Below are 12,650 nucleotides of genomic sequence, written 5' to 3' on the forward strand. Positions count from 1 at the left end.
GGCTCCATGCCGAAGCCTGCACACGCCTCGAGCCTCCGGCGCTTCGGCCCGTTACTGCTTGCGGTCCTGGCCTTTCTGGTCTTCCGCGCCGTGACCTCCGACGATGCCGCCCAGGACATCTCGACGGGCCAGTGCGTCACTGCGGACCCGGCGCGAGACGTGCGGGCCGTCGACTGCTCGGACCCGTCCGCTCTGGGCAGGGTCGTCTTCGTGCAGCGAGAAGCGTTCACCGACGACTCCTCGGTCCGCCGCATCTGCGCCGATCACGGCTCGACGCGCGCGTTCACGAGTGCCGTGTCGCAGGGCGGCACCGGGACGGTCGTGTGCGTCGTGCCGCTCACATAACCGCACCCTCGACGCGCTCTCCATCTCATGTAACTAATAGTTATGCTCTTCTTGGCTAGCATCACCATGAGGTATGCTTGGGTCATGGCTGGAGCCCCGGAGAACGACCTGCTGACCACGATCCGCGCGAGCGTCGTCGGCGACGACCAGGTGATGCACGGCCCCTACGGCCCACGCCGCGTCACCTACGCGGACTACACCGCGTCGGGCCGCGGCCTGACCTTCATCGAGGACTTCATCCGCGACGAGGTGCTCCCCCGCTACGCCAACACCCACACCGAGAGCTCTGGCACCGGGCTGCAGACGACGCGGCTGCGCGAGGACGCCCGGCGCACCATCCGCGACGCCGTGGGTGGTGACGACGAGACGGTCGTCGTCTTCGCCGGCTCGGGCTGCACCGGGGCCATCGACAAGCTCGTCGGCATCCTCGGCCTGCGCATCCCGTCGAACTTCGAGGACCGTTGGCACGCCGGCGATCTCGTGCCCGCCGATCAGCGGCCCGTCATCTTCATCGGGCCCTACGAGCACCACTCCAACGAGGTGATGTGGCGCGAGTGCGTCGCCGACGTCGTCGTCATCCCGCAGGACCTCGACGGGCACGTCGACATCGAGGTGCTCCGCGAGCGTCTCGTCGAGCACGCCGACCGGCCCCTGCTCATCGGCTCGTTCTCGGCCGCGAGCAACGTCACCGGCATCGTCACCGACACCGACGCGATCTCCTCCCTGCTCCACGCGCACGGCGCGCTCGCGTTCTGGGACTACGCCGCGGCCGCGCCGTACGTCGACATCGAGATGTACGGCCGGGGCGGCCGGGGCGTCGCCGACCCGACGGCATACAAGGACGCCATCTTCCTCAGCCCGCACAAGTTCATCGGTGGCCCGAGCACGCCCGGCGTCCTCGTCGTGCGCCGCGAACTCATGACCAACCGGGTGCCGGACGTGCCCGGCGGCGGGACCGTGGCCTACGTCAACCCCGACGCCCACGACTACCTCACCGACCCCGCGCACCGGGAGGAGGGCGGCACGCCCGCCATCATCGAGGCCATCCGCGCCGGGCTCGTCTTCAAGCTCAAGAAGGCCGTCGGCGTGGAGACCATCCGCGCCCGCGAGGACCACTTCCTCCAGCGCGCGGTCACGGCCTGGCGCGACGAGCCCGCCATCGAGATCCTCGGCAACCTCGAGGCCGAGCGCCTGTCCATCGTGTCGTTCGTCGTCCACGCGCAGGGCGAGCGCTACCTCCACCACAACTTCGTCGTCGCCGTGCTCAACGACCTCTTCGGCATCCAGGCCCGCGGCGGCTGCTCGTGCGCGGGGCCCTACGGCCACTACCTCCTGGGCATCGACCTCGAGCGCTCGCACGAGTTCGAGCGCGAGATCGGGCGCGGCTGCGAGGGCATCAAGCCCGGCTGGGTTCGGGTCAACTTCAACTACTTCATCTCCGACGTCGTCGCCGACTACGTCATCGAGGCCGTCCGCCTCGTGGCCCGCGACGGCTGGCGACTGCTCGGCGACTACGACTTCGAGCCCGCGACAGGGCTCTGGCGCCACCAGGACGGGCCTGTCGAGCCCCCGCTACGGCTGCACCAGGTGAGCTTCGAGCAGGGCCACCTGACCTACCCGGCGCAGCTCGAGCGGGCTGGGGAGGACGCACTCGCCGGACACCTCGACGACGCGCGTGCCGTCCTCGCCGCTGCGACGCCGGAGCGGTGCGACGAGGCGCACGTCAACGTCGACTTCGACCACCTCAGGTGGTTCGAGCTGCCCGTCCGCAGCCTCTCGCGCTGAGGCGCAGGGTGCCCGAGGTCAGGGGACGAGCACGAGCTTGCCGCCGGCGCGGCCGCTGTCGCTGAGCGCCTGCGCCGCGGCCGCCTCGGCGAGCGGCAGCACGCGCGAGATGGTCGTCGTGACGGCGCCGGACGCCCGCTGGGCCACGAGGTCGGCGAGCTCCTGCGCCGAACGCTGCGACGTGCCGCTGAAGGTGATGCCCGTGGTGAAGGCGGCCGGGTCGGCGATCGTGACGAGCCGGTCGGGGCTGCCGAGCAGCTCGACCGACTGGTCGAGCACTCCGGCGCCGCTCGCGTCGAGCACGGCGTCCACCCCGTTCGGCGCCAGGGCGCGCACGCGGTCGAGCCAGCCGTCGCCGTACGTCGTCGGCGTGGCGCCGAGGGCCGCGACACGCTCCTGGTTGGCGGCCGAGGCCGTGCCGATGACGGTGGCACCGCCCGCGACGGCGAGCTGGGTCGCGACCTCGCCGACCACCCCGCTGGCCCCGTGCACGAGGAGTGTCTCGCCGGGCTGCACGCCCAGGAGGCGCAGGACGCGTCGGGACGTCTCGCCCGCGACGGGCAGCGACACCGCGACGGTGGCGTCGAGCGCGTCGGGCATGACGGCATACGTGCTCAGCACGGCGAGCTCGGCGTAGGCACCGCCCTCCGCGAAGCCGACGACCCGGTCGCCCACGGCGACGTCGGTGACGCCGTCCCCCAGCGCGTCGACGACACCGGCCGCCTCGAGACCGGGCACGAGCGGGAACGTCGTGTCCGGCGAGGCCATGAGGCCGCTGCGGGCCTTGCCGTCGGCGGGGTTGACCCCGACGGCCTCGACCCGGACCCGGACCTGACCGGGGGCCGGCTGCGGGTCGGGCCGCTGTGCCTCGTGCAGCTCCTCGGGTCCGCCGAACCGGTCGATGACGATGGCCTTCATGGTGCCTCCTGCTGCCCGGGCCGCCCGACGGGCGACGTCACCGGGACAACGACGTGGACCGCTCGCGTATGCCGCCGCGTCCGGTCCCTGGGCACCGCGGCTCCCAGCGCTGTCCGCCGTCACGGCGCCATCGCGGCATACCCCGTCGCGTGGTGGACCGCGACGCCGGCGTACGTCGCGTAGGCCGCGGCGCCCGAGTCGACCTGGGCGAGCTGGTCGTTCATCCGAGTCAGGGTCTGGCCGTAGAAGGTCTGCTTGACCTCGGTGGGGTCGGTCCCGAGGTCGTTCGTCTCCTGGCCGATCCGGACGGGCCTACCGAGCGCCGCTGCGGTCCTGAGCTCGGCGGCGGCGATGGCGAGGGTGCCGTCCGGGCCGGCGGCCGTGTTGCGGTAGGCCATGATCGTCACCGCCCAGACGCGCCCCATCGTCTCCGTGTCGAGGGTCGACTTCTTGCCGGCCTCGACCTGGCCGAACCAGAAGGGGATGTCCGCCTCGACGGGGCGGCCACCACTGGCGGCCACGGGCCGGTCGAGCAGGGTGAGGCGGGCTCGTCGCGAGGTCGGGCGGCACGCCCACGAAGAGCGTCCCGACGCCACGGGACTGGGCGAGCTGGACCACGGACCCCGCGTCGGCCCACGACCACACCCACATCGCGCGGCCCGAGCTCGTGGCTGCGGCCGACGACTGCGCCGACAGCACCACGGATCCGAGCATGAGCACGAGCATCGCAGCCGCGGCGGAGAGCCGGGCGCGCACCCCGGGGCGGCCGCTGTCCCGAGTGAGGTGGGACGGCCGACGCACGGCTGTCTGACGCGTGCTCGCTGTCATGACGCACCTCCTGCGTGCCGGACCCCGAGACAGCGGATGTCCCAGACGTGTGCCCGGCGTGGCAGGGGAATGCGTCAGAGTCGGGGGTCGACCGGTTCCGACTCGAGGGCGAGCACGGCGAAGACGGGTTCGTGGACGCGCCACAGCGGCTCGCCCCGGGCCAGTCGCTCCAGGGACTCGAGCCCGAGCGCGTACTCGCGCAGGGCGAGGGACCGCTTGTGCCCGAGGTTGCGCTCCCGGAGCCGTTCGAGGTGGTGCGGCACCGTGTAGTCGGGTCCGTAGATGATGCGGAGGTACTCCCGGCCGCGCACCTTGAGGCCCGGCTGCACGAGACCCGCGCGGGTGCGCAGCAGGCCGGCGGCCGGCTTGACGACCATGCCCTCGCCACCCGAGGCGGTGAGGTCCTCCCACCACCGCACCCCGGCCGCGACCGACGACGGGTCGGCGGTGTCGACGACGAGACGGCGCGTCGTGCGGAATGTCGTCGGGTCGGCGTCGACGAGGCGGTCGATGCGGTCGAGGTGCCACCGGTGCCCGCGGTCGTGCCACGTGCTGCCCTCGCCCGCGAGCAGCTGGAAGGGCGCGAGCTGCACGCCGTCCAGACCGTCGACGTCCCAGCAGTACCGGCGGTATGCCGCCGTGAACGCCTCGGCGTTGGCCCGTCGTGCCGTGGTGCGACCGAGCAGGGCCGCGACGTCGAGACCGCGGCCGGCAGCCCGCTCGAGCACGTCGACGGCAGCCGGCAGCGCGGCGCGTGCCGCCGCGCCGACGGAGGCGTACTGCTCGCGCAGCAGCGCCTCGGCCTTGAGCGACCACGGCAGGAGCTCGGCGTCGAGCAGGAGCCAGTCGGTCCCGAGCTCGTCCCAGAGCCCGGCCTCCCCCACGTCCGTCCGCACCCGCGCGAGGAGGGACTCGGTGAGCGGGCCGTCGAGGAACGACCGACCCGTGCGGGTGTGCACGACCCCGGTCTCGCCCGACCGGGCCCCGAAGCGCCGGGCTGCCGTGGCGGCGTCGCGGCACACGAGCACGACGGCTCGCGAGCCCATGTGCTTCTCCTCGCACACGACCTCACCCACGCCGGCCTCGGCGTAGGCACCGAAGGCCTCGTCGGGGTGCTCGAGCAGGTCGGGGCGCCGCGACGTCGCGACCGGCGCCATGGTCGGCGGCAGGTAGCCGAGCCAGCGCGGGTGCACGGCGAAGCGGCTCATCACCTCGAGCGCGCCGGCGGCGTTCTCGCCGCGGATCGAGATGCGCCCGTGGTGGGCCGTCTCGACGACGCGGCGCCCGAGGACGTCCGTGAGGTCGAGGTCGTCGTCGCCACGGGCCTGCCCGGCGCGGGTGTCGTCCGCAGCTCCGGTGCCCCCGCCGGCGACCGGGAACGGCTTGGACGGCGCGTACCAGACCTGCTCGGCGGCGACCTGCACGACCTCCTTCTCCGGGTAGCGCAGGGCCGTGAGGTGACCGCCGAAGGCGCACCCGGTGTCGAGGCACATCGTGTTGTTGACCCACTCGGGGTCGGGCGTCGGCGTGTGGCCGTAGAGGACCATCGCCCGGCCGCGGTAGTCGCGCGCCCACGGGTAGCGGACGGGCAGCCCGAACTCGTCGGTCTCCCCCGTCGTGTCGCCGTAGAGGGCGAAGGACCGGACCCGCCCCGAGGCCCGTCCGTGATAGGCCTCCTTGAGCCCCGCGTGGGCGACCACGAGCCGGCCGTCGTCGAGCACGAGGTGCGACACCAGGCCGTAGCACCAGTCGCGCACGGCCGTGCGGAACTCGGCGGGCTCCTGCTCGAGCTGGGCGAGCGTCGTCTCGAGCCCGTGGCTCACCTGGACGCGGGCGCCGTCGAGCGCGCGGACGAGCTTGTGCTCGTGGTTGCCCGGGACCGCGAGGGCGTGCCCCGCCGCCGTCATGCCCATGGCGAGGCGCAGCACCCCCGGGGTGTCGGGACCCCGGTCGACGAGGTCGCCGACGAACACGGCACGGCGGCCCTCGGGGTGCACGGCGTCGACGGCTCGCCCCTCGTCGTCGCGGACCATCGCGTAGCCGAGCCGGTCGAGCAGCTGCTCCAGCTCGACCCGGCAGCCGTGCACGTCGCCGATGACGTCGAACGGGCCGTGCTCGTCGCGACGGTCGTTGAGCAGTCGCTCGCGGATCACCTCGACCGAGGCGATCTCGTCGACGCCGCTCAGCACGTGAACCTTGCGGAAGCCTTCTCTCCCAAGGCCTTTGAGTGACCGACGGAGCTGGTCGTGGTGCCGTCTGACGACGTGGGCGCCGAAGTCGCGGTCGGGCCGCTCGCGGTTGCGCTCGACGGCGACAGCCACCGGCACGTCGAGGACGACGGCGACGGGCAGCACGTCGTGCGCCTTGGCGAGTTCGACGAGCTGGCGCCGAGCGTCCTTCGAGACGTTGGTCGCGTCGATGACCGTGAGCCGTCCGGCGGCGAGCCGCTTGCCGGCGATGTAGGCGAGCACGTCGAAGGCGTCCTTCGAGGCCGCCTGGTCGTTCTCGTTGTCGGACACGAGGCCACGGCAGAAGTCGCTCGAGATGACCTCGAAGCGGCCGAAGTGCTGTGCCGCGAACGTCGACTTGCCCGACCCGGATGCCCCGACGAGGGCGACGAGGGCGAGCTCCGGGATCGCGATCGTCGTCATGCCGCACCACCTTCGCTCGTCAGGCCGGCGTCGGCCGTGGAGTCCGGACGGAGGTCCACGCGTCGGAAGAGGGCGAGCTGGGTGGGTGACCCGACCTCCGGGTCGACCTCGCCCACGGGACGCAGCTCGACGGCATACCCGTGGGTCTCGGCGACGGCCGAGGCCCACTGCCCGAACTCGGCACGGGTCCACTCGAACCGGTGGTCGGGGTGGCGCATCGCGCCGGCCTCGAGACGCTCGTAACGCACGTTGAACTCGGCGTTCGGCGTGGTCACGACGACCGCCATCGGGCGCGCGTGGCCGAAGACGCTGCGCTCGAGGGCCGGCAGCCGGTCGGGGTCGAGGTGCTCGACCACCTCCATGAGGACGACGGCGTCGAAGCCCTCGAGCGCGCGGTCGCGGTAGGTGGCCGACGACTGGCGCAGCGTCAGGCGCGCACGGACGCTGTCGGGCATCCGCTCCAGCGCCAGCCGGCGCTCGGCACGCTCGAGGGCACCGGCCGCGACGTCGACGCCGACGACCTCGGTGAACGCGGGGTCGGCCAGCAGCTCGCGCAGCAGCGCGCCCTCGCCGCAGCCGAGGTCGACGACGCGGTGCGAGGCCGTGTCGCGCAGGGCGGCGAGGACGGCGGCGGACCGGAGTCGGACGAGCGGGGTCGCCGGCTCGACACCGTCACCGACGGTGGTCGGCTCGGGCTGCAGCGACTCGGCGGCGACGTCGTCGAGCGCGTCGAGGCGCTCGGTGGCCTCCGCGACGAACACGCGCTGGTGCTTGAGGTAGCGACGGGTGACGAGGTCGCGCTCCGGGTGGCTGCCCAGCCATGCGCCGGCGTTCCGGACGAGCTTGTCGACCTCGTCGGTGCTGACCCAGTAGTGCTTCGCGCCGTCGAGCACCGGCAGGAGCACGTAGAGGTGGCTCAGGGCGTCGGCGAGCGGCATGGTGCCCGTCAGCGTCACGTCGGCGTAGCGCGAGTCGCCCCACCGCGGCACCTCGGGGTCGAGCGCGACGGCGTCGGCCCGGACCTGCCAGCCGAGGGGCGCGAAGAGCCGCCGGACGAGGTCCACGCCAACCGAGCAGGGCAGCGCCGGCACGGCGACGGTGAGCGGGAGGGCGGCGCCCTCGAGGTCCGGTCGGGCCGGACACCGTCCCTTGAGCGCCGTGCCCCACACCTTGCCGAGCGCCACCGCGAGCATCGACGACGCGGCATACGGACGGTCGTTGACGTACTGGGCGAGCGCGAAGCCGTCGCCGCCGAAGCGTTTGCCCCGGACGATGCCGACGGGGTCGACCTCGAGCAGCAACGCTGCGGTGCACCGCTGCTCGTTCGACTCGGGGTAGAAGACGTGTGCCGTGCCGACCGGCAGCTCGAAGGCCTGCACACGGTCCGGGTGCTTGTGCAGCAGGTAGCCGAGGTCGCTCGCGACCGTGGTCCCCGTCGCCGTCGTCGTGATGGTCAGCAGCACGCGCTCATTGTGCACGCAACGAGGGGTGAGGCCGGGCGACGCGCGGACCTCCTGTGGATGAGCCGTCCTCGTCGCACGACCGCGACGATCGGGCATGCTGGGCGCATGAACGGGCCCCTCCTCCTCGCGGGCGACCGCCTCGCTGAGCTGGCGCTGGCGCCGCTGACCTATCCCGAGGTGGGCGCCAGCCTGCGCAAGGGACCCCTCCCGGCGGGCTACGGGCACCTGCGACGGCGCGCCGTCGTCGGCCACGGCCCGGACGCCCTCGACCGTGCGACGGAGGCGCTGCTCGGGTGGGCCGTCCAGCGCGGCGCCGGCGTGCGCGTGGTCGCCTCCAGCCCCCTCGTGCTGCCCGCCGTCGTCGCCGACCTGCGCCTCGGCCCCGGGCCGCTGTCCCTCCGGGCCCCCGTACGCGTCGTCGACGTCGTCGAGGGACCGCGGCGTCGCGGTTTCGCCTACGGCACGCTCCCGGGACACCCGGAGGCGGGCGAGGAGTCGTTCGTCGTGTCGCTCGGGGAGGACGGCGCGGTCACCTTCACGGTGCGCGCGTTCTCACGCCCGGACGGCGCCCTGGCGCGCCTCAGCGGCCCCGTCGGGCGCCGGGCCCAGCGCCTCCTCGCGGGCCGCTACCTGAGGTCCCTGGGGTCGTTGGTCCAGGGGTCCTGAACCTCGCGGCGCGTCGCGCTCCGCAGAGGGTTCCGGCGGAGTGCCGGCGACCGGTGGCGGAGCTCAGTGCAGGAACGTCTTGGCCGCGACCATGACGACGCCCAGGAGCGCTGCAGCGAGCGACTCCCGGAAGGCCGTGCGCTGGCTCGAGCCGACGGCGCGCGCCCCGAGGTAGCCCACCGCACCCAGCTCGACGACGGTGAGCCACAGGGCGAGGTTCACCGCGAGGGCGGTATCGGCGCCGAGCAGGGTCGCGACGAGCACGACGACGAGGGCGGGCACGCCCCCGAGGAGCACCCGGGACTCGTGGCGCACCGCGGCGGCCATCCGCCGGGGCAACGGCGACCCGGCGTGGATGAACTGGTCGGAGAAGGCCCGCACGTAGACGTCGGCGAGCCAGTAGACGACGAGGACGAAGACCGCCGCGACGACGACGCGCCCCGTCGACGGTGCGTGGTTCGCGGTCGCGCTCATGACGGCGCCGGTGATGATGGCGCCGTAGAGCAGGCCAGCCGGGTTGCCCCGGGCGATGAGTCTCGTGGCCCGCTCCCGGGCTGTCTCCTCCACCACGGTGCCCCCTCAGCGTGCACCACCGGACGCGGCGCCTCGGGCCCAGCCTGCCGCGACGGGACGTCGTCGCGCCAGTGGCTCCGCCCGGGAACGACGAAGGACCCCAGATCTCTCTGGGGCCCTTCGTGTCGCTGACGCGATCAGTAGCGGGGGCAGGATTTGAACCTGCGACCTCCGGGTTATGAGCCCGGCGAGCTACCGAGCTGCTCCACCCCGCGTCGGCAAGAGCAACGTTACGCGAAACCTCGCGCAGGACCAAATCGAGGCCCGGTCGTGCTCCGATCCAGCGTGATCGACGCCGGAACGACCTGTGGCAGCACGCGATTCGCGTGCTGCCACAGGTCGTGATCGAGATCGGTCGGTCAGGGTGTCGCGGTCGGCGCCGACCGCGGTGAGGCCTGGACCGCGCGCGTCAGGGCCTCCTTGAGCTTGGCCTGCGCCTGACCGTAGGCGGCGAAGTCACCCCGCTTGAGAGCTGCCTCGCCCTCGACGTACGCCGCCTGGGCGTCCTTGAGCGCCTTCGACAGCGCCGCCGCGTCCGGGCTCCCGGGCGTCGCGGTCGACGACGGCGTCGGCGTCGGCGTCGCCGTGCTGCCCGGTGTCGGAGTCGGGGTCGGAGTCGGAGTCGTGCCGGTGTCACCGGCCTGCGCACCCGACGAACCACCGAAGAGGTCGTTGAGAGCCGCATCGAGCGAGCCGGCCCAGGCGATCTTGTCGCCGAAGGCGACCGCCACGGCCGAGAGGCGCGGGTAGGTACCCGAGCCGCTCGATCGGGCCTGGACGTAGATCGGCTGGACGTAGAGCAGTCCCCCACCGACCGGCAGGGTCAGCTGGTTGCCGAAGATGACGCTGGCCCCGGTCGACGAGGTCGTCGAGATGAACTGCGCGAGGGTCAGCTGGCGACCGAGCGACGCGTCGTTGGAGGTGACGGTCGAGGTCCGCATGTCGTTGTAGACCTGACCGGGGCCGTTGACCGACCCACCCGTCGTCTCGAGAAGGCGCATCTTGCCGTAGGCCGACGACTTCTTGCCGTCCTGGCTGCCCGCGTCGCCGTCCACGGCGAGGAAGCCCGAGAGCACGTTGCGGTCACCGGTCGGCATGAAGGTCGAGGTCAGCGAGAACGCCGGGCTCGACTGGTCGGGCATCGCGAGCGAGAGGTAGTACGGCGGCTGGAGCAGGTTGTCGGCGGGCTGCGTCGGATCGTCGGGCACGCGCCAGAAGTTCTGGCCGCCGTAGAACGACGCTGCGTCCTGGTCGTGGTACTTCTCCAGCAGCGTGCGCTGCACCTTGAAGAGGTCCTCCGGATAGCGCAGGTGCGCCATGAGCGAGCCCTTGATGTCGCTGAGCGGCTTGACCGTGCCCGGGAAGATCGACATCCACGCCTTGAGCACCGGGTCCTGCTCGTCCCACTGGTAGAGCGTCACCGTGCCGTCGTAGGCGTCCACCGTCGCCTTGACGGAGTTGCGGACGTAGTTGACCTGGCCGGCCTGCACAGCACGCACCGAGTTGCGGGTGCTCGTCACGGCGTCCTCGGTCGCCGTGTCGAGCGTCGTCGTCTGGGAGTACGGGTAGTTCGCCGACGTCGTGTAGCCGTCGAGGATCCACTGGACCCGACCGTCGACGACCGCGGGGTAGGCGTTGCCGTCGAGCGTCAGCCACGGCGCGACCCGCTGCACGCGCTCACGCGGCGTTCGGTGGTCGAGGACGCGCGAGTCGTTGGTCACCGCGTCGGAGAGGAGGAAGTTGATCTCGCGGTACTTCACGGCATACGCAAGGCGCCGGACGGCGTCGAGCTGCACGCCACCCACGCCGGCGTACGTGTAGTTGATCTGCCCGGTGCCCTGGGGGTCCGGGTAGTCGAACTCCTGCTTGTTGCCGCCGACGATGGAGTACTCGGGCGAGTTCTCGCCGAAGTAGATGCGCGGCTCGTACTTCCCGAGCGCACCCTCGGTGCCGATCTGCGACTCGATGAAGGTCGGACGACCGTCGGGTTCCCGCGTGTTGCCCTTGGCCGCGACGACGCCGTAGCCGTGGGTGTAGACGGTGTGGTCGTTGAGCCAGTTGCGCTGGCCGTCGGGCACGCCGCTGAGGTCGAGCTCGCGGGCCGCGATGACGGTGTCCTGGGACTTGCCCTCGATCTGGTAGCGGTCGACGTCGAGCACGTCGGCGAATTGGTAGTAGCCCTTGCTCGCCTCGAGCTGCTTGAACGTCGGGCCGACGACGTTGGGGTCGATGAGTCGGATGCCCGGCACGGTGGCCGCGTCGCCACGCAGCTGGCCGGGCGCCGCGACGGTCTTCGTGTCGTACGAGTCGACCTTGATCGCACTGAAGCCGTAGGCCGCCCGGGTCGCGTTGATGTTGCGCTGGATGTACGGGACCTCGAGGGACTTCTCCGACGGACGCACCTTGAGCGACTGCACGAGGGCCGGGTAGATGCCACCGACCGCGACGACGATGACCGCCAGCACGGCGACGCCGACGAGCGGCAGGCGCCACGAGCGCGTCCAGATCGTCGTGAGGAACATGATCGCGCACATGACGGCGGCCAGCGCGAGGATGCCCTTCGTCGGGATGATCGCGTGCGACTCGGTGTACTGGATGCCGGTGATCTTCGTCGACTGCGCGGTCGCGAGGTTGTAGCGGTCGACCCAGAAGGCGACGGCGCGCACGAGCACGAGGGCCGCCGCGATGACCGACAGGTGCACGCGGGCGGCCTGGGTCGAGCGCATCTTGTTGCCGGCGACGATGCCCCCGTAGAGGTAGTGCGTGAAGGCGGCCGTGATGAAGCCGATGACGAGGATCATCGTCAGGAACGCGACGACGAAGTTGATCCACGGCAGGTCGAAGACGAAGAAGCCGATGTCGAGGCCGAACTCGGGGTCGGTGGTGCCGAACGGGCTGCCGTTGCGCCACAGCAGGAAGGTGTCCCACTGCGTCGCTGCCGACAGACCGGCGAAGAGGCCGACCGCGAGCGGTGCGGCGATCGTCGCGGTGCGACGCATCGGTTCGACGAGCTGGCGGTAGTGCTCCATGGCCTGCGTGTCGGGCGACGGGGCGTAGATCGGACGGTTGCGGAAGGCGAAGTGGATGCTCGACCACACCATCGCCGCTGTCAGCAGCCCACCGACGAGACCCAGCAGGATCTTCGTCACGATCTGGGTGCTGAAGACCCCCGCGAAGCCGACCGACTGGTACCACAGCACCTCGGTCCAGAACTGCGCCGCGATGGCGATGACCACGAGCAGCGCCGCCGCCACGACGAGGGACGTGACGAGCGGGCGTCGGGTGGGCGGCAGCGTGGCCGCGTCGGGGCGTCGGGGCGAGCCCGAGTCGTCGTCGTTGAAGTTGCCCGGCGGGGGGCCGAAGTTGCTGTCGCTCACGTGGAGTGCCTTGGGTGCTGGGGCGGGCAGGTGGTCGGGCGGAC

9 protein-coding genes and 1 tRNA gene are annotated in these 12,650 nt (G+C 72.0%); 3 read left to right on the forward strand and 7 right to left on the reverse strand.

The annotated features are described in order from the left end of the window. Positions 1–6 precede the first annotated feature (6 nt). Positions 7–345: a hypothetical protein gene (locus AC1DW8_RS10120; RefSeq protein ID WP_156415375.1), complete on the forward strand. Its 339-nt coding sequence runs from the start codon at positions 7–9 to the stop codon at positions 343–345. Between the two features lie 84 nt (positions 346–429). After that, positions 430–2,130, forward strand: coding sequence for an aminotransferase class V-fold PLP-dependent enzyme (locus tag AC1DW8_RS10125; protein WP_478093710.1), 1,701 nt, complete (start codon positions 430–432; stop codon positions 2,128–2,130). A gap of 18 nt (positions 2,131–2,148) precedes the next feature. On the opposite strand, the gene AC1DW8_RS10130 is transcribed toward AC1DW8_RS10125, so the two are convergent. The 4 genes from AC1DW8_RS10130 to AC1DW8_RS10145 form a co-directional block, all read right to left on the reverse strand. Beyond that, positions 2,149–3,048 carry an NADP-dependent oxidoreductase gene (locus AC1DW8_RS10130; protein ID WP_478093712.1) on the reverse strand — a complete coding sequence of 300 codons (900 nt, stop codon included), beginning with the start codon at positions 3,046–3,048 and terminating at the stop codon, positions 2,149–2,151. Between the two features lie 119 nt (positions 3,049–3,167). Beyond that, a complete protein-coding gene (locus tag AC1DW8_RS10135; RefSeq protein WP_478093714.1) occupies positions 3,168–3,569 on the reverse strand; it encodes a hypothetical protein in 402 nt (133 codons plus the stop codon). Between the two features lie 381 nt (positions 3,570–3,950). After that, a complete protein-coding gene (locus AC1DW8_RS10140) occupies positions 3,951–6,527 on the reverse strand; it encodes a polynucleotide kinase-phosphatase (protein ID WP_478093716.1) in 2,577 nt (858 codons plus the stop codon). Then, positions 6,524–7,990, reverse strand: a complete 1,467-nt coding sequence (locus AC1DW8_RS10145; protein WP_478093718.1) for a 3' terminal RNA ribose 2'-O-methyltransferase Hen1 — start codon at positions 7,988–7,990, stop codon at positions 6,524–6,526. The genes AC1DW8_RS10140 and AC1DW8_RS10145 overlap by 4 nt, the downstream gene beginning before the upstream one ends. Positions 7,991–8,095: 105 nt before the next feature. Here AC1DW8_RS10145 and AC1DW8_RS10150 point away from each other — a divergent pair, with 105 nt between their 5' ends. Then, entirely contained in the window at positions 8,096–8,656 is a 561-nt protein-coding gene (locus AC1DW8_RS10150) for a DUF1990 family protein (RefSeq protein ID WP_478093720.1), read from the forward strand. A gap of 63 nt (positions 8,657–8,719) precedes the next feature. On the opposite strand, the gene AC1DW8_RS10155 is transcribed toward AC1DW8_RS10150, so the two are convergent. The 3 genes from AC1DW8_RS10155 to AC1DW8_RS10165 all read right to left on the reverse strand — a co-directional run bounded on the left by AC1DW8_RS10155 (position 8,720) and on the right by AC1DW8_RS10165 (position 12,606). Then, positions 8,720–9,226, reverse strand: a complete 507-nt coding sequence (locus tag AC1DW8_RS10155; protein ID WP_156415377.1) for a hypothetical protein — start codon at positions 9,224–9,226, stop codon at positions 8,720–8,722. Between the two features lie 144 nt (positions 9,227–9,370). Continuing rightward, a tRNA-Met gene (locus tag AC1DW8_RS10160) sits at positions 9,371–9,444 on the reverse strand. A 144-nt stretch (positions 9,445–9,588) separates the two neighbouring features. After that, positions 9,589–12,606 (reverse strand): UPF0182 family membrane protein, encoded by a 3,018-nt coding sequence (locus AC1DW8_RS10165; RefSeq protein WP_478093723.1) that lies wholly within the window; start codon positions 12,604–12,606, stop codon positions 9,589–9,591. Positions 12,607–12,650 lie beyond the last annotated feature (44 nt).

The organism is Terrabacter sp. P2_E3, assembly GCF_056403915.1.